The organism is Marinifilum sp. D714, assembly GCF_030851345.1.
In the GTDB taxonomy this organism is placed as follows: Bacteria; Bacteroidota; Bacteroidia; order Bacteroidales; family Marinifilaceae; genus Marinifilum.
Window position 1 is genome coordinate 25,376 of record NZ_JALPNU010000009.1, and the last position, 18,818, is coordinate 44,193.

At 35.7% G+C, this 18,818-nt stretch carries 17 protein-coding genes; 10 read left to right on the forward strand and 7 right to left on the reverse strand.

Going from position 1 to position 18,818, the window contains the following annotated elements:
* From M0051_RS10315 to M0051_RS10335, 5 genes are all read left to right on the forward strand, one after another.
* Positions 1 to 660, forward strand: coding sequence for a DNA alkylation repair protein (locus M0051_RS10315; RefSeq protein WP_306741453.1), 660 nt, complete (start codon positions 1 to 3; stop codon positions 658 to 660).
* Between the two features lie 29 nt (positions 661 to 689).
* Positions 690 to 1,022: a cupin domain-containing protein gene (locus M0051_RS10320; protein ID WP_306741454.1), complete on the forward strand. Its 333-nt coding sequence runs from the start codon at positions 690 to 692 to the stop codon at positions 1,020 to 1,022.
* A gap of 166 nt (positions 1,023 to 1,188) precedes the next feature.
* Positions 1,189 to 2,547 (forward strand): MATE family efflux transporter, encoded by a 1,359-nt coding sequence (locus M0051_RS10325; protein WP_306741455.1) that lies wholly within the window; start codon positions 1,189 to 1,191, stop codon positions 2,545 to 2,547.
* A gap of 121 nt (positions 2,548 to 2,668) precedes the next feature.
* Complete coding sequence (locus M0051_RS10330; protein WP_306741456.1) at positions 2,669 to 5,284, forward strand: T9SS type A sorting domain-containing protein; 2,616 nt, start codon at positions 2,669 to 2,671, stop codon at positions 5,282 to 5,284.
* 390 nt (positions 5,285 to 5,674) lie between these two features.
* Complete coding sequence (locus M0051_RS10335) at positions 5,675 to 6,700, forward strand: lactonase family protein (protein WP_306741457.1); 1,026 nt, start codon at positions 5,675 to 5,677, stop codon at positions 6,698 to 6,700.
* 2 nt (positions 6,701 to 6,702) lie between these two features.
* Here M0051_RS10335 and M0051_RS10340 read toward each other — a convergent pair whose 3' ends face one another.
* The 6 genes from M0051_RS10340 to M0051_RS10360 are packed head-to-tail and all read right to left on the reverse strand — an operon-like array spanning position 6,703 to position 10,903.
* Positions 6,703 to 7,008 carry an ASCH domain-containing protein gene (locus M0051_RS10340; protein ID WP_306741458.1) on the reverse strand — a complete coding sequence of 102 codons (306 nt, stop codon included), beginning with the start codon at positions 7,006 to 7,008 and terminating at the stop codon, positions 6,703 to 6,705.
* Positions 7,009 to 7,575, reverse strand: a complete 567-nt coding sequence (locus tag M0051_RS19785) for a YIP1 family protein (RefSeq protein WP_373568312.1) — start codon at positions 7,573 to 7,575, stop codon at positions 7,009 to 7,011.
* The gene (locus M0051_RS10345) at positions 7,559 to 8,014 is read right to left on the reverse strand and encodes an NUDIX domain-containing protein (protein WP_306741459.1); all 456 of its coding nucleotides are present in this window, start codon (positions 8,012 to 8,014) and stop codon (positions 7,559 to 7,561) included. Before M0051_RS10345 ends, M0051_RS19785 begins: the two co-directional genes overlap by 17 nt.
* 9 nt (positions 8,015 to 8,023) lie before the next feature.
* Positions 8,024 to 8,449, reverse strand: coding sequence for a VOC family protein (locus M0051_RS10350; protein WP_306741460.1), 426 nt, complete (start codon positions 8,447 to 8,449; stop codon positions 8,024 to 8,026).
* A 2-nt stretch (positions 8,450 to 8,451) separates the two neighbouring features.
* The gene (locus M0051_RS10355) at positions 8,452 to 9,879 is read right to left on the reverse strand and encodes an SDR family oxidoreductase (protein WP_306741461.1); all 1,428 of its coding nucleotides are present in this window, start codon (positions 9,877 to 9,879) and stop codon (positions 8,452 to 8,454) included.
* A 4-nt stretch (positions 9,880 to 9,883) separates the two neighbouring features.
* Positions 9,884 to 10,903: a hypothetical protein gene (locus M0051_RS10360; RefSeq protein WP_306741462.1), complete on the reverse strand. Its 1,020-nt coding sequence runs from the start codon at positions 10,901 to 10,903 to the stop codon at positions 9,884 to 9,886.
* A gap of 266 nt (positions 10,904 to 11,169) precedes the next feature.
* Here M0051_RS10360 and M0051_RS10365 point away from each other — a divergent pair, with 266 nt between their 5' ends.
* The 4 genes from M0051_RS10365 (at position 11,170) to M0051_RS10380 (ending at position 17,591) form a co-directional block, all read left to right on the forward strand.
* Positions 11,170 to 13,353 (forward strand): GH92 family glycosyl hydrolase, encoded by a 2,184-nt coding sequence (locus M0051_RS10365; RefSeq protein ID WP_306741463.1) that lies wholly within the window; start codon positions 11,170 to 11,172, stop codon positions 13,351 to 13,353.
* 52 nt (positions 13,354 to 13,405) lie between these two features.
* Entirely contained in the window at positions 13,406 to 14,230 is an 825-nt protein-coding gene (locus tag M0051_RS10370; protein ID WP_306741464.1) for an endonuclease/exonuclease/phosphatase family protein, read from the forward strand.
* Positions 14,231 to 14,325: 95 nt separating this feature from the next.
* Positions 14,326 to 16,875 carry a phosphoenolpyruvate carboxylase gene (locus M0051_RS10375; protein ID WP_306741465.1) on the forward strand — a complete coding sequence of 850 codons (2,550 nt, stop codon included), beginning with the start codon at positions 14,326 to 14,328 and terminating at the stop codon, positions 16,873 to 16,875.
* A 98-nt stretch (positions 16,876 to 16,973) separates the two neighbouring features.
* On the forward strand, positions 16,974 to 17,591 hold the full coding sequence (locus M0051_RS10380; protein ID WP_306741466.1) for a hypothetical protein: 618 nt from the start codon (positions 16,974 to 16,976) through the stop codon (positions 17,589 to 17,591).
* A gap of 81 nt (positions 17,592 to 17,672) precedes the next feature.
* Here M0051_RS10380 and M0051_RS10385 read toward each other — a convergent pair whose 3' ends face one another.
* Positions 17,673 to 17,885, reverse strand: a complete 213-nt coding sequence (locus tag M0051_RS10385; protein WP_306741467.1) for a hypothetical protein — start codon at positions 17,883 to 17,885, stop codon at positions 17,673 to 17,675.
* A gap of 138 nt (positions 17,886 to 18,023) precedes the next feature.
* Between M0051_RS10385 and M0051_RS10390 the strand changes: the two genes are divergently transcribed.
* Positions 18,024 to 18,728 carry a Crp/Fnr family transcriptional regulator gene (locus M0051_RS10390; RefSeq protein WP_306741468.1) on the forward strand — a complete coding sequence of 235 codons (705 nt, stop codon included), beginning with the start codon at positions 18,024 to 18,026 and terminating at the stop codon, positions 18,726 to 18,728.
* Positions 18,729 to 18,818 lie beyond the last annotated feature (90 nt).

An 18,818-nucleotide genomic window follows, 5' to 3' on the forward strand; every position in this document is an offset into this window, starting at 1 on the left:
ATGCAAACAAAAACCATTAAAATAGTAGAACAATTTAGAACGAACTCCGATGAGGAAAATGCCATAAAAATGTCGGCATATATGAAATATCGTTTCCCTTTTCTGGGATTGCCTAAACCTCAAAGGGATGAATTGAGTAAAGACTTTCTGAGGAAAGTTACCAAGGGAAAAATGATCGATTGGAATTTGGTTAATTATCTTTGGGAATTGCCTGAGAGAGAGTTTCAATACCTGGCGCTTGAATACCTTGGAAAGCTTAAAAAACAACTCAAAAAATCAGAGATCTCAAAATTAGAGCAATTGATTGTTACGAAATCTTGGTGGGATTCCGTGGATTCCTTGGCTCCATTGGTAGGTGTATTGTGTAAAAAATATCCTGAATTAAAGACTGAGGTTATAAGTAATTGGATCATTAGCTCAAATATTTGGTTGAAACGTGTATCAATTATTTTCCAATTAAAATTTAAAGATGATGTTGATACAGAATTACTATCAAAGGCAATCATTGCAAATACCCTGACTAAAGAGTTTTTTGTGAACAAAGCCATAGGTTGGGCATTGCGACAGTATTCAAAATTTAATCCTGATTGGGTCAAAGAATTTATTTCCACCTATCCTTTGTCACCGCTTAGTGTAAGGGAAGGCAGTAAATATTTGTAAATTGCAAACGAATTTAAACTTTATTTCAAATGCAAGACATTTACCCTAATATGATTAAGAATTTGCCTGAAGCAGATATTCCTTTTAATGGAGTGCGCGGTTGGGTAGCACAAGGAGAAAATCATCAGATTGTTTTTTTTGATATTGAACCAATTGGTGAAGTGCCTCGTCATTCACATGGAGCACAGTGGGGAATGGTGATTGATGGAGATATGGATCTAACGATTGATGGTGAAAACAAAAAATATAGAAAAGGTGATCATTATTTTATACCAGATGGCGTTTTACATTCGGCTAAATTTAATCGTAGGACCATAGTTATGGACTATTTTTCGGAAAGTGATAGGTATAAACTGAAATAATTCTTTAAAGATTGACGTCTTTTTTTATTTAACCTTATTTGTATAAGTTTACAGGCAATCAGGTACTTTTTACCTGTTAACTAATACAACTTACCGACTATTAATAAAATTTGTTTGTAATTAGTCTTTGTTACCAGGCATTCTTGGTACATTTGTCCCACTTTCTATGGATAAAAACAGCCAAAACGTATACGAATTAGAGAATGCCAAAATAAGCAGCTTGCTGTGGAAGTATTTTTGGCCTGCATTTACGGGAGTAGTGATCAACTCACTATACAATGTTGTAGATAGAATTTTTATAGGCCAAGGCGTTGGATCAATTGCACTTTCGGGACTAAGTGCGGTATATCCTATCATGCTTATTCTTATGGCATTTGGCATGCTAATAGGATTGGGAGCAGGTGTTCGAATCTCAATTAATTTGGGAAAGAAGGATTTTAAAAGAGCAGAATGGGTTTTAGGTAACTCTTTTATCCTAATGCTTATTGTATCTGCAATAATTACCATTTTAGGTTTTGCCATTAAAGATCCACTTTTGCAATTGTTTGGAGTTTCTGTAGACACCAAGGATATAGCGAATGAATACTTGAATATCATTTTATATGGTGCTGTATTTAATGTGGTTGGTTTTTCTTTGAACAATTTGATTCGTTCTGAGGGAAATGCAAAAATTGCCATGTACTCCATGTTAATTAGTGCAGGAACCAACATAGTTCTCGATCCAATATTCATCTTTCTTTTGGATATGGGAGTTGCTGGAGCAGCTTATGCTACCATTATATCTCAGCTTATATTGTGCATTTGGGTGATCAAACACTTTAGAAGTAATCGATCGGTAATTAGATTGAGTGCCACTAATTTTAAGTTGAATCCTCAAATTATTTGGTATATCATTTCCATTGGATTTGCACCATTCTCTATGCAAATTGCAGGTAGTTTTGTGCAAGGCTTATACAATGTGCAGTTAATAAAGTTTAGTAACGATATTGCCATAGCGGCCATGGGAATTATAAACTCTGTGGCAATGTTAATTGTTATGACCATTGTTGCAATTAATATGGCGGCACAACCAATATTTGGTTTTAGTCATGGTGCAAAACACTACCATAGGGTAAAAGAAACATTGAAAATTTGCATGACTGCTGCCACTGGAATTGCTTTAATTGGTTGGATATTGGTGCAGCTATTCCCGGAAACTATGGTACTGGCATTTAATAGTACGGATAAGGAATTATTACAAGTAGGAGCCAAAGGTCTTCGAACGTTTCTGGTTGCACTACCAATAGTAGGATTTCAAATCATTGTAGGAAACTACTTCCAATCCATTGGAAAAGCAGGTGTATCTACCTTGCTAACTTTAATGCGACAAGTAATTCTTTTGATCCCTATTCTTTTTATACTTCCCAATTATTTGGGACTTGATGGAGTTTGGTTTGCAGGGCCAATTTCTGATGTTGGTTCCGCTATGATAGCGGGAATCTTTATCATCAGAGAGTTCAGAAAGTTGAATACTCAAATTGCATAATTCCTGTTTTGATTCGCAGGTATGATTCGTCATTCTAAATAAGCAGTTTTACGAAATATTAATCTGCTCAATCCCTTGAATTTTTGTATTTTATACTTCGATATGTCAAATAAGGGACAAGATGAGAAGTGTATTGGTATTTCTGTTTTTCTTTTTGCTGTTTGGTTGCTATTCCCAGGATGTTCCACTTGTTAATGAACAACATCCAAGAATAGAATTGAGTCAGGAGCGCTTTGACTGGTTAAAAGCGAATATAACAAGTGGTGAGTGCCAGGAAACTTACCAGCGATTTAAAAGTGCCTACGATAGAAATTGGGTGACCAGTTCAAGAACTTATATGGTTGGTTCGGATTCTACTCAATGGAATTTTGAGTTTGGTTCGAGCGATGCATTTCAAATGTCACGAATGACTGCCTTTCTACTGAAAATGGGAACGGATGGATTGGCTTTGAAGCGTTGCGAATTCATCATTTCGAGATATGTAGAATACCTGAATTCCTTAAATTTCGATAATTACTCTGGAGACACCAAAGAGAATCTGCTAAGGAACAATTGCAATTACGGAGCCATTCTTTTAGATTGGACCTACAATGATGTTCCTCAGTTGAAGAGGCAACAGCTTTCAAGAGCTTTGTTCCGGGTGTTGGAGTACTTTATGGACAATTATGTTTTGACTCCTTCGGGCAATAGCTATGTAACCAGCCATAACATTTACAATTGCGGAATTACTATGCATGCGGCTCTTGCACTTCATGGGGCTGATGGCTTATCATCTGGCCAAATGTCGGATGTTAATTCATGGTACGCTACTTTGGTGGATAAGTGGGAAAATGGAATTCTCCCTGCATTTGCTCACTTTCGTGATGATGATGGTGGTTGGAATTGGGGAGCAGCTTATTCCATGTTCGGTTTGCCACGTCAGTACCAATTTTTTGATGATATGAAAATCGCAACAGGAACCGATTACTATCAGGAGCAAGCCTGGATTAGGGAATCTATTAACCAATACTGGTATTTTTATCGTCCGGATAATTATACCATTCATTTGGGCGATGCTGTAATTGATATCGATCAGGCCAACCGGGTAATGTATCGCCATGCAGCTGAGTTTGGCGATGAAAGAAGTCAGTACTTGGTTCAAAAATATGGAGCAACCCAATACCTGAACAATTCGAACCTGGTATTTCAAAAACTTTTATTTAAAGATTTTGAAGCTGCTACGGTTTCGCATCCCCAACCACCTTTAGATTGGTGGGCCGACAAAACCGGATTGGCTGTCAGCCGAACTTCATGGGACGAGGATGCCACCATGATTTGGTACTACTGTGCTCCAGCTAAACGTGCCGATCACGAACACAGAGACAACAACCATTTTGTAATTATAAAAGACAAACCCCAAATTTTGGATGCAGGTCATTACGACTCTTACGCAACGAATCATTATAACAATTACTATTCGCGCACCATTGCACACAATTCCATTTGTGTATTCGATGGATCAGAATCTTACCGTGCATTTGGGCGATCCGTTTCGAATGATGGCGGCCAAATATGGACCGATCGATTGGAGAATGTAGGTGAGGTTAATGATAGAGATCACAGAAGAGGAGAGTGGCTCAAGTTTGCAGCTGACGATGAGTATGCTTATTATATCAGCGATGCCGCAGATTCCTATGCATCCGATAAATTGGATCGGTTCGAACGCAGGTTATTGTATCACAAGCCTGATCGGGTAATTGTGTTGGATCATTTGCATTTGCGAAATGTATCTTCGCAAGAACGAAAAGCCAAATACATCAATCATTTTGCCAATCGCCCCGATATAAACGGTCAGGTGGTGAATACTGCGGTTGCCAATAATATTATCACCTACAATGGTAGAAATTATAAGGCATCACACGGAAATGGAAATGTAGCCATCCGCACTTTACTGCCGGAATCTACCACCACAACCTTAATTGGAGGGAGTGCATATGAATATTGGGTAAATGGGACGAATTATCCGCCCAATAACAGTCCTGATTTTGAATCGGCACATCCGGGAACGTGGAGAATTGAAGTTGAGCCAACGCAAGTAAGCGACGATTTGGTTTATCTTCATACCATTAAAATTGGCGATAATCAAAACCCATCGAATGCGGGTGGTGAACTGTTTGAAAACGAAAGCACCATTGGAGTGGATTGGGAGAATCATTTGTACCTGTTCCATTCTAAAGGCGATACATTAAATTCTACCTACTCGGTAAATCCGCTTGACGGAAACCGAACCATAAAGATTTTTGCTTTGGATATGCAGGCCAATACTTCTTATGGTGTGTTTTTAAACGATGATTTGGCCAGAACAGGAGACTCTAACGAGGATGGTATTTTTGAGATTACGGTTGATTTGGCTGAAGGAGTTTACAAGCTGGTAGTTCGTGACACCATTGCTGGAGATCCTAATCCCGGTACCGATCCTGAGCCAGATCCTACTCCGGAACCAGGCGATGAGGCAGAAGGAGAGGTGAAGGTATACCCAAATCCAAGTGATGGTATTTTTACCGTATTGATTGAACACGATGAGGTGAATGAGTTTCACTTGAGTGCATTCGATTCTGCAGGGAGGAAGATCATGGAATATTTAAATTCGGGCAATCGTGCTGATTTGAACCTGAATGGACTTTCTTCTGGTGTCTACTATATACTCATACAATATCTCGACAAACAAGTGAAGCGAAAGATTGTGCTTGTTGATTAAATAAAAAACGATTATAAATTGTCTGATATTGATGGCATCGAGCTTATGATAGCCTCAACACGATTTAAACTGTTGGAAAAGATATGACAATGCTCTCGCAGAAATGTAAAGGCAAATTCGCTGCAATAAAGATCTCTCGACAATTTGTAAAGGCAATTTTGGTGCAAAAAAATGCTCTCGCAGAAATGTAAAGGCAAATTTGCTGCAAAAAAGATCTCTCGATGATTTGTAATCAACTAAAATCAGTTGTATGAGTAGGAAGTTCGCCAATGCCCATAATTTTCTCTTATCTTTGAGTGAATTAATTCAAATCTCATGAATAAACCTACAATCTTACTAGCGTTGATAAGCATATTTGCGCTATCATGCAATCAATCAAAAGAGAAGAAAATGACTAAGGCAGTCTATTCCATCTATGTAGGTACTTATACCGATACCGACTCTAAGGGAATCTATAAAATCACAATGAACAAATCGGGAAAATTTGGCGAATTGAGTTTGCAAGCTGAAACCAAGAATCCATCTTTCTTGTGTTTTGCCAATAAAGGTAAAAATTTACTTGCCATTAATGAGATCAATTCATTGGATGGAGTAGGGAGTGTTGAAAGTTATAAGATAGGGGATCAGCTTGAGTTAATTAGTAGGAAATCGAGTGGAGGAGCACATCCTTGTTTTGTTACAGAAAAGGATGGTATTGTTTTAACGGCAAACTATACCGGTGGAAATACGGGTTTACTGCGAGTGGATAAAAAAGGAAATCTTTCTGAATTGCTGGATGTGAATCAGCATGAAGGAACAGGAACCGTTGAGGGCAGACAAGATGCACCACACGCTCATAGCATCTGGTTTCAGTCCAATAAAAATAGAGTGATTGCGGTGGATTTAGGAACCAATGAATTGTGGGCTTCTACCATTTCGGATGATAAATTTAACAATGCAGAGCGCATTGCAATGCCTGAAGGGGCAGGAGCACGACATTTGGCCTTCCATCCCAATGGCAAGTTTATTTATGTGATTAATGAACTAAGCAATACAATTACCATTCTAAACGGAGAAAGCCTACAAATTATTGACAATGTGAATACCTTGCCAAAAGCTTTTGAAGGAAGCAGTTTTACTGCTGATATTCACATTTCATCCAATGGAAAGTTTCTGTACGGTTCTAATCGCGGGCACAACAGTATTGTGATATATGCAGTATTGGAAGATGGAGGATTGGAAATGATAGGACATGAGCCTACACGTGGTGATCATCCACGTAATTTTAGCCTAAGTCCTGATGAGAAATATTTACTTGTAGCGAATCAAAAAACAAACAATCTGGTAAGTTTTAAACGCAACAAAAAAACAGGTTTACTTACTTTCGTTGATGAGGTAAAAGCACCTAAACCTGTTTGTGTGTTATTTGAGCAATAGAATTATAAAGCTTCAAACTCTATTAACATTAAATGGTCTGTTTGTTTTAATTCAGGATAAAATCCAAGCAAAACAGACCATAATTCTTCTTTCGAATCAAAGCCATCCTTCTTGATTTCTTCTAATGTCAGTTCTTCAAAGTTCTTGTGTTTCACTTTCGTGATTTGTATATCAATTGATGGCTTGTCATCAAAAATGGCTTCGCCTTTTCCCAATTGAGGAACAGGTTCATTTACTCTGGCAGTTTGAGTTTTGTTGCCATTTTTAATGGACTCATAAAAATCGGAATGGAAGTGGATTTGGGACATTTATATATATTTGATTGCACTTAAGATGTTTAGGGTGATCCATATGATTAAAAAAGGACTAATATTAATGAGAGCTTTAAAATATCCATAATCATTAAAGAAATTTAACCCTTGGATTAGAATCTTAATAGATAGGATATAGAATGCTAAATTAAATATATTTAGAAAATAAGTGTGTGATTGAATGTTCTCAATGTTAAAATACAAAGGTATAAGTATACAAAGTTTGATTAATGTTGGAATTAATGAATATGCAAAAACAGTCTTTATATCTATATATTCAGCTTGACCCTTCAATAATTTTCCGAAAAGCAAAGTAATGTATGGTAGAATATATCTTCCTACTATTACAGAAACTCCTATGCTTAATAAAATTATAAACAACAAAATTCCCAAACCTGATTCATTGAAATATGGATAATCCTTAAAAACAGAATCTAATCCAATTAGAATACCATAAATCATGAATATTATATCACCATATGCACTTAGTTCATCTGAAAATTTATTGTTAAGCTTTTCATAGGTCATTTTAGTGTTAAAAAGAATACTAAATACAGTCGACATGGCAATTAGAGTTATTTATTAATATCTGATTTACCACTTCAAAAACCAGGTTTTGAATATCAGGATAGGTTAAATCCTCAGGCAAATCTTTAAAGAAACGAATCTCTGCAATCTCAGATTTAGGCAATTCTGCCAAATAAGTAATATTGGCAAAGAAGATTCGTCCATAATTGATTTCGCCTTTCCAATCACATGAATAGTCTACAATCAGTTTAAGGCTAAATTCTTTAGCTCCGGTTTCTTCGTACAGCTCTCTTCTGGCTGCCTGTAGTGCAGTTTCATTCGCTTCAATATGACCGGCTGGCATTTCCCAAGTCTCACGCATTCTATGACGCACAAACACCCATGTATTTTGATATTTCGAACAAACTATGGAATACTTTAAATTTTCTTCCGGTATGCTTAAGGGATCTAAAAAATTAACGATTGGTTTTGTCATGTGTATATTTTACTCAGAGGTTGATTTTCCTTTGTACATCTCACTAAATGGACCTTCAATGGGTTCCCAAAGTTCTACTTTATTTCCTTCCGGATCAAGAATCCATCCAAATTTTCCATATTCGAATACCTGCATCTCTCCAACAATTTCAACACCTTCTTCTTTCAACACATTGAGCAATTCCTCAAGGTTCTCAACACGATAATTGAACATGAAATCTTTCTTCGAAGGCTGAAAATATTCAGTGTTCTCATCAAATGGCCCCCAAATGGTAAATCCAGTTTCTTCAGGTTTACTGGTTTTCTGCCACTCAAATACACCACCATATTCATCAGGACATTGAATGCCCAAATGCTTGTTGTACCATTCTCTTGTACCTTTGGGATCTTTGGTTTTGAAAAAGATGCCGCCTATTCCTGTAACGCGTTTTTTCATGATCATTTATTGTAATTTATAATGCCATTAATCATTCCTTTAAATATAAAAACATGGAATGGGTAACTCAAATACCAATACAGTCTTCCAGCCAAGCCTTTGGGTCTGAAAATGGCTTTTTGTTCTAGGTGGTTTTGCTTCAGTGAAAATTCGAGCCAAGCTTCTCCAGGTAATTTCATTTCAGCATAGAGCAATAACCTTTTATTTTCTTTATCAGCCAATAATACTCTCCAAAAATCCAGCGAATCTCCAATCTCTATCTCTGTAGGATGTCTTCGTCCACGGTTTAGGCCAACACCACCAAACAGCTTATCCAAAAAGCCACGAAATTGCCATAGCCAATTTGCATAATACCAGCCTCTATTCCCACCTAAAGCCCAAACATTTTCTAAAACCAATTGCTTGTTCTCTACTGGAAGAATTTTGGTGTCGAAATAGCAACCAAAACTTGGAGGCTCTACATACTTAAAGTTTTTGTTCGATAATATTCCACTACTTAAGGCGTCTTTCCAGGATGAAATTACCATCTGTTGTTTGATTTTACCCATAGCTTTTTCAATCGCTTCTTTGTATGAAATTGGATGAATATCAAGTTTTTGGGCAAAATCATTAGGTCGGCAAACTACTTCCACTTTCATGCTGTTAACCAGGTTTATCGCCAGGTTATAGGACGTTGAAGTAATAAAAAATAACCAGTAGGAAGAAAGGCGAGGCGTCATTATGGGTAAAGTGATTACCTTTCTATTCAGTTTTCTAACCTCAGCATATTGCAGCAGCATTTCCTTATAGCTTAGAACCTCGGTTCCGCCAATATCAAAGGTCTGGTTCATACAGTGTTTGTTGTAAATCACCTTATGCAAATACTCAATTACATTGCGAATGGCTATGGGTTGACATTTGGTTAATAACCACTGTGGAGTTATCATTATTGGTAACTTTTCAACCAAATCGCGAATAATTTCGAATGATGCACTGCCAGAACCAACTATAATTCCTGCTCTTAAAATGGTCACATAGCTGCGACTCTCTTTTAGGATGTTTTCAACTTCTTTTCTCGATTGTAAATGCTTTGAAAGTTTTTCTTCATTGGCAATGCCGCTTAGGTATACAATCTGTCGATTCTCCGTTTTCTTTAGGCAGTTTACAAAGTTTTGTGCACATCGTTTTTCCAGAACATCAAATCCTACAGTACCATGAAGCATTGAATGGATCAGGTAGTAGCTGACCTGGATATCTTTAGGGATTTTCTCTAAAGATATTGGATCTAGAAGATCTACTTCCAATACCCTAATGTTTGGGTGAAAATATTCTTTATGCGTAAACCTTTGTTTGTTTCGAACACAGCAATACACAGTATGACCTTGTTCCAAAAGAACAGGAAGTAATCGTTTACCTATATAACCATTGGCGCCAGTCAATAAAATCTTCATAAGCCTACTGTTTGTTCTGTTTTGCTAACGCTTGTTTCCTAAGATCTTCTATAAAATCGGTTTTTATCCAATACAAATCAAGATTTCCATTTTGAGGAGAAACAGCATTTTGCTTTATCTCCTTAAGGTTTGGTTTTTCCTGACGTATTTGCTTGTTATTGGAAAAGATAAAATATTTTCCATCAGGAGACAAAGAAGGCGACAATGCAAATGTGTTTGGGAAATTTACTTTATTCCCCATATTCATTAAAGGAGTCCAATTATCATTACCCAAATTAAAGCTGATATAATAATCAGCTCTGCCAATGCTATTTCCTTCAATCAAGGTACAAACAATAATATAACTTTCATCAGGTGCAATCAGCGAGTTGTATTGCATATTGGTGGGATTCACTTCTTTTGGAAGACGCTTTGGCGTTTGATATTTCCCATCAATCAATTTCGATCGATATATGACTTGCACATTTTTACTTTCTTCGTGTGTGTAGTAAATGGTACCATCATTGGTTAATGTTGGGTAATATTGTCCTGAATCAGTATTTATTGGTCCTTCCAGTTCATAAGGTTCCGACCATCCCTCAGTTGTTTTGTCCATTACCCAAATGTTTTGATAGAACCATCCATCTTTTTGTTCTTTTCCTTTTGGTGGTCTTGTAGACATGAAGAACAATTTCTTGCCATCGCGGGTAATGAATGGTTCAAGATCTTTGTATGCAGGATTACCTGAAAAAGAAGCAAATTCAGGTTCTGTCCAAACATCATTTACCATTTTAGAAGTGGTAATGTAATAGTCAGCTCCATTTCTAATGGTATAATATATTTCTTTACCATCAGGACTCATTGTAAAGTCTCTTTCATGCAGATGACTTGATACGAAGTTAGGTGCAAATAACCTGGCGGTGCTATCCGGTTTTATTTCTCCTAAATATTCTCCTTTTCGGATATTTTTAATACCTGATTCTTTTTGTTGAGTGCATGAGCAAATAATTACAAGAAGGAATGTTGCGTAAATTAGTTTTTTCATTGAGTTTTAGGTTAAAATTTGGTAGTTATCTAATTTACTAAAATATTTATTCATTTATATCTTAAAAATCAACGGCGGACAATATAAGAGGTGATTAATGAATATTGGAAGTACATTTCTTAGAATTAAATTAAAAAAATGAAGCAGCTTTTGCACGAAATGTAGGATATGAATGCTTGTTTTGTTTATATTTGGAGCATATTTCCAAAAGCCAATTTACTATTTACATTTTCCATTTTATTTGGAAAATAAACTATTTACTTATTATGAGATTATTAGCCTTTTGTTTGGCAATGATTGGTCTCTTTGCATGCAATAAAAAGCAGGCAGAGCCTCGGAAATTAACTAGCTATGTAAATACTTTCGTTGGTACCGATGGACCAGGTAATACTTACCCTGGAGCAGTAATGCCTTTTGGTATGGTACAGCTTAGTCCTGATAACGGTTTGCCAGGTTGGGATAGAATCGCAGGGTATTTTTGGCCTGATTCAACCATAGCTGGATTTAGTCATACACATTTATCGGGAACTGGAGCAGGGGATATGTATGATATTCTTTTGATGCCTTTAAATAGTCGTTTTACTGATAATTTAACACCAGAAGGAGATTATCGTCCATATTCAAAATTTTCTCATGATAAGGAAGAAGCTTCACCTGGCTATTACAAGGTGGAATTGTTGAGTTCAGGAATTACTGCTGAGCTTACCACTACAAAGCGTGTAGGTTTCCACAGATACAGTTTTCCTAAAGATTCTGACTCCAAAATCATTCTGGATTTGGGATATAAATTGAATTGGGATAACCCATATGATACTAAAATAATTGTTGAAAATGATTCGACCATATCGGGACACAGAAAATCCAATGGTTGGGCAAGAGATCAACATCTGTATTTTACGGCACAATTTTCAAAATCTTTTAAATCTGTAGAATTGTTCGAAGGAGATAATAAGTCAGCAAATATGATGGTTAACTCTCCTAAAACAAAATTGATTGCAAATTTTGATACTGAAAATCCTGAAGAAATTTTGGTGAAAGTTGCCTTATCTTCCGCTTCCATTGAAGGAGCAAAAAAGAATTTAAAGGCAGAGCTAAACCATTGGGATTTTGATGGTGTAGTAGAGAAAGCTGATCAAGAATGGGAGAACTTATTGTCTCAAATTGAGATTGAAGCTGACGAAGAGCAAAAAGAATTGTTTTATACCAATTTGTATCATTTGTATCTTACTCCTAGTTTGCACTCAGATATTGATGGAATGCACAAAGGTGCAGATGGAAAATACAGCAAAGCAGAGGGATTTGATCGCTATGATACCTTTTCATTATGGGATACCTACAGAGCTGCACATCCATTATACACAATTTTATGTCCTGATAAAGTAGAAGATTTTATCAAATCTTTTCTAATTCATTATGATGAAACAGGCTTGTTGCCTGTATGGTCTATGGCAGGAAACGAAACCAATATGATGATTGGATATCATGCGGTTCCGGTAATTGTAGATGCTTATTTTAAGGGGATTGAAATGGATGTTGAAAAAGCATACAAAGCTTGTAAAGAATCAGCAATGGAGAAAGGCCGCCAGATTGATGAGTATATGCATTTGGGCTATGTTCCTACTGATGAAGAAGGAGAAAACTGGTCTGTTTCAAAGACATTGGAGTATGCTTACGATGATTGGTGTATTGCACAGTTTGCAAAAGCTTTAAATAAAGAAGCGGACTATAAATATTTCTTAAAACGAGGAGAAAATTGGAAAAATCTATACGATCCGAAATCAACTTTCTTCAGACCTAAAGATCCTAAAGGAAATTTTGTTTCACCATTCGTACCTAAGGAATATACCAATTACTTTTGTGAGAGTAATGCTTGGCAGTATTTCTGGTATGTACCACAAGATGTGCCAGAGTTTATAAAAACAGTAGGCGAGGAAAAGTTTTCAGCGAAATTGGATTCCATGTTTACTTATTATCCTACAGCTGATGATAAGTTGCCAATATTTAGTACGGGCATGATTGGTCAATATGCTCACGGAAATGAACCAAGTCATCATGTTGCCTATTTGTACAATTATATCAATCAAGCAGAGAAAACACAGGAAATGGTTCGCAGAATTATCAATACCCAATACACTACTCAACCAGATGGATATTGTGGTAATGAGGATTGCGGTCAAATGTCTGCTTGGATGGTATTTTCATCTCTAGGAATCTATCCGGTAAATCCGGCGAACGGAGTTTATGATATTACTTCACCTTGGGTTGAAAAGGCTGTGCTTCATTTACCAAATGGTAAGACTTTTACCATTTCAACCGAAAATCAGGGAAAGGAAAATCACTACATCGAAAAGGTATTGCTAAATGGTAAAGAGTACAAGGAATTTACTATTACTCATCAGCAAATAATGCAAGGAGGAGAATTGCATTTTGTATTAAAATCAACCAAATAGTTTAGTTAGGCTGTGCTTTAAGTACAGCCTTTTTTCAAATTTGAAAAGAAAAATGAAGAAAGTAATATGTAATATCATAATAATATTGGGATTACTAACGAATTCTTTGTATGCCCAAAAATTTATGACCTATAATCTGCGATACGACAATCCCAATGATGGCATAAACAAGTGGGAACTTCGAAAAGAAAATATCATTGACCTAATTTGTGAGTATCATCCGGATGTATTCGGTACGCAGGAAGGTTTGTGTCATCAACTTGAATTTCTAGATAGCAACTTGACAGGTTATTCATATGTTGGAGTTGGAAGAGACGATGGGAAAAAGAAAGGTGAATACTGTGCTATTTTTTATAAACATTCAGTCTATAAAATTGTAAAAGAATCAACATTCTGGTTGTCAACCACTCCGAATGAAATATCGGTTGGTTGGGATGCTGTTCTTGAGAGAATATGCACATATGCTTTATTTGAGGATAAGAAATCCGGAAAGCAATTTTGGGTGTTTAATGCTCATTTCGATCATGTTGGGGAAAAAGCTCAATACGAAAGCGCTAAGTTAATCTTGAGGAAAATTCAAAAATTGAATCAAGGAAATTTACCTGTTGTTTTAATGGGTGATTTGAATCTAAAGCCAAAAAGTGAAGCCATAAAGTATTTGGCCGATAATATGATTGATTCTCATCTTAAAGCAGAAGCAAAAGCTAAGATTGGAACCTTTAATGCTTTTAAACATGATGAACCAGTAACGGATAGAATCGATTATATCTTTGTGGATAACTCAACAAAAATAGTCAATTATAAAATTATTGATCTTAAAGTAGATGGTAGATATCCATCTGATCATTTGCCTGTAATGATTGAAATAAAAAAATAAATCTTCAAGTTTCTGATTGTATCTTTTATACCAATTCACTCTTTTTATTATCTTGAAAGAAGAATTAAAGGGGGAGAATAAAAATTTAAAGGCTTATGCAATCAGAAACATTTCAAAACGAAGTTGAACTTCGGTACAAATTGTACAATAGTATCTTTCTAACGCTTCCGTTGGATGGTATACATGGAACAGGTATTCTTATTCCCCTTATGAAGGATACTTGTCGTAAGGGATTAGAGGATGGAAAATCTCCTGTTGAGATTTTAGATCATTTTTTCGAAAAGCAAACCAATTTTAAAACAGAATCGGAACAGTTGGATTTCATGTTTCGTGTGATTAGCTATATTGAACGTCAAGTAGTATTGCTGGATGCCTTGGAAGATGCTGCTTTTTTAGATTTGCATGATCCGGAAAGAAGAGGAAAGATTGAATCGATAAAAAACCGATTGTCAAGTAGTGAAAGCAAGGAAAAAATTGGTGAGGCATTAAAAAGTCTGGCAGTTCGAATTGTATTAACAGCGCATCCAACACAGTTTTACCCAAGTACGGTATTGGCAATTATTAACGATTTAATTGATGCCATTCAAAAGAATGACCTACTCCAGATAAAAATGTTATTAACACAGCTTGGTAAAACTCCTTTCTTTAAAAAGGAACGACCAACGCCTTATGATGAGGCCAAGAGTTTAAGCTGGTATCTCGAAAATATATTTTATCAATCGGCATCCGAATTGTATGGAGATCTGATGAAAGAAGTGAGCAACCCGCAAGAACAGCATGGAAATGTACTTACTTTTGGATTTTGGCCTGGAGGCGATCGTGATGGTAATCCTTTTGTAAAGGTAGATACTACTTTAGCTGTGGCAGATAGATTGCGAAGTATTCTTCTGTCAAATTATCACGATGATATCAGGAAACTGCGAAGACGATTAAGTTTTAAAGGCGTTTACGAAAAAGTACTAGCTCTGGAAGAGAGAATACTACAGGCGGTTAATGGTGAAGATACCTCATCCAGGATTCAGCAGGAAGAAATCCTTCAATCCTTGGCTGTGATTGAAAAACAATTGAAAGAAGAGCATGATGGTTTCTTTGTAGAATTATTGCATGAATTTAGGAACAAGGTCTTGTTGTTTGGAACCCATTTCGCTGGAATAGATATCAGGCAGGATAGTAGAATTATAAAGCAAGCCTTTGATGTGCTTTGTTCCACAGCTCCAGAATTGAAGGATCGAAATTCTAGTTTGGAGTTTGAGGATTTAACCAAATTGAATACCCCAGTTTCTTTATTTCAATCGGATGATGAAGTTGTAAAAGATACTTTGAGTCTTTTTGGAACCATTAAGGAAATTCAGAAAAGAAATGGAGAAAAGGCTTGTAATCGTATAGTTATAAGCAATTGTAGGGGTGAAGATGACGTAGCAAGAGTTTTTGCTATGGCTAAAATGTGTGCTTGGCAGGATGAAATTCCATTGGATATTATTCCACTGTTTGAAACCATAAATGATTTGGAAAAAGCGGCGATTACCATGCGTAAGCTTTATGAGAATGAAGAATATTCGGAGCATCTTGTAAGCAGAGGAAAGAAACAAACCATTATGCTCGGATTCTCTGATGGAACAAAGGATGGAGGATATTTCTCGGCAAACTGGAATATCTACAAAGCGAAGGAGAATATTACCAAACTATCTCGTGAAATGGGAATTACAGTTGCATTCTTTGATGGTCGTGGGGGGCCACCTGCAAGAGGAGGTGGAAATACGCATAAATTCTATTCATCATTGGGAAATACGATAGAGAATCGTGAAATACAAGTTACCATTCAAGGACAAACCATTAGTTCTAAATTTGGAACCCGAGATTCGGCAAGATTTTACCAGGAGAGATTAATTTCTGCAGTTTTGGAAAACAGCTTATTTGATGACTCGGACAAGTTGTTGAGTGAAACAGATAGATTAGTGATGGAAAAGCTTTCGGAATATAGTTTGACCGAATATCAAAGGTTTAAGTCATCAGATAAATTTGTTGCTTACCTGGAGAAGATGAGTGCTTTAAAATACTATGGTAAGGCAAATATTGGAAGTCGTCCGGGAAAAAGAAAACAATCAGAGAAGCTGAATTTCGAAGATCTTAGAGCAATTCCTTTTGTTGGAGCATGGAGCCAAATGAAACAGAACGTTCCTGGCTTTTTTGGAGTAGGATCATCATTAAAAAAGCTCGAAGAGGAAGGTTTACTTTCTGATTGTAAAAACTTGTACAATTCATCTTTGTTTTTCCGAACACTGGTAGCAAATAGCATGCAATCCATATGTAAGTCATACTTTAAACTAACCGAGTATATGAAGAATGATGAAGAATTTGGTGAATTTTGGACGTGGATCTTTAATGAATATCAATTAAGCATAGAAATGTTGCTGAAGGTGTCTGGTCAGGATGAGTTGATGCAAACCGCTTTATTCTTAAAAGATTCGATTAATCTTAGAGAAGAAATCGTATTACCATTAATAACAATTCAACAGTATGCCTTAATAAAAATTAGAGAATTAGAGCAAAAAAATGTAACAAACGCTACAAAATACAGTATATTGCAAAAGTTGGTCATCAGATCTCTTTATGGTAACATAAATGCAAGTCGAAATTCTGCCTAAAAAATAGTTTAAGAAAAAATGAACATTTGGCAATTTTAAGGCATGTTGATCGTTTAATTGTAATCAGAGCTTAAATTAATAATAGAAACCAAATTAAAATGCACAAATCAATTCTTACGTACTGTTTACTGTTTTTATTTTCGTTAACATTATCGGCACAGGAAACTGAATCGACTCAACAGGAAGCGAAACCATCTTTGGATAATGGAACAATAAGTAGTCAATTTCAATATCTGACAAAAAAATCGAGTAATTGGCAAGGTCATGAAGTGATTAAGGTTGAGATGTTGAGTAAGTACCAGTCAAATGTTCAAGATTCTCTAAAACAATTAAAATCATTTCTTAAAAAATCTGAAACTAAAGTAGATAATCAGGGAAGCGAGATTGATAATCTTAATACTGAAATTCAGAATTTAAAAAAGCAGTTGGATGAAACTATCCGTATGAAGGACAGTATGAAATTTTTAGGCATGGAATTGTCTAAATCTACATATAATACTTTAATGTGGATACTTATTCTAGGTTCGTTGGTCGTAGCTGGTGTGTGCTTTATGATGTTTAAACGAAGCAATGTTGTAACCGTTGAAACCAAGCAGACTTTGGAAGAGGTTAGAGAAGAGTTCGATACTCATAGAAAAAATGCATTGGTAAGAGAACAAAAACTAGCTCGTCGTCTTCAGGATGAGGTAATAAAAAATAAAAATTTGGGATTGTAAATATTCCTTGAAAAAATAAGAAAAAACAAGGCTGTACACCATTGGGTGCAGCCTTGTTTTGTATATATGAGATGCCTGAATTTATAAAACCTTATGCGTAATTTTCCAAGAGTAAAAAAATCCTCCAAGAACAGATAAAGCAATTAGGCTTAAAGCAAACTTGCAATAAAAACCGCAGTAAAATCCTTCTTGGGCTCCACATTTAAATGCAGAACAACCTACTGCTATTAAAATCAGGTAATCTATAAACAGAATACAAGCTAATAGTAATGTTGAAAACAACAATTTTTTCATTTTTCTAATTATTACGTTTCTTAATCAAAATGAATGGTTCCCATTACAAAGTTACGACAGCCTATTATGCATATATGCAGTGAATGATGTGAATGTTTTATCTTATCTTTGTGATATATATCACATTACTAATTAAGCATGATAATTCAGCCTGATTATAAGATTTTTTCTAATTGTCTAACCTGTGACGATCGCTCATGTGCTTCTCAAGCTCTATCGGTATCTGAATTAGAATTACTGAGTAAAAACTGCAATGAAGCCAAGTTTGAACAAGGAGAAACGATATTGGCTGAAGGTTCCAGAACTTCGAATATTATTTATTTAAGAGAAGGTTTGGTAAAGGAGTATGGAAAGAAGCGATTACAGGAAGAGTATATTTTACAGGTTATTAAGCCTCATTCCTATTTGGGATTGCATTCCATATTTAGTGATAACAACAATCATTATTCCTATGCTGCATTAACCCCAGTGCGTGTTTGTTACATTGATTTGAATGTATTCACTCAATTTATTAAAGAGAATGGACGTTTTGGATATAAAATACTTTCTTCGGTATGTAACGATAGTTTGAACAATTACCATCGCTTTATTGATAAGCATCAGAAGAAAATTTACGGAAAGCTGGCAGATGCAATACTCTATTTTGCGCTAGTTATTTTTGGGAAAAATGAATTTGATTTGCCACTGAGTCGTAAAGAACTTGCATACCTAATTGGTATGAGCCGAGAAAGTGTTTCTAAGCAAATAAGTGTGTTTGTACAAGATAAAATCATATCAGTTGATGGTAGAAATATAAAAATTCTGGATATGATACGTTTGAAGAATATTAGTAAGATGGGATAGAAAACCTCATTTTTGAATGCAATAAATACCAACATGTAGGTATTTACATCCTCAATAATAAATCCCAATTTTGAGCTATTCTAAATAAAT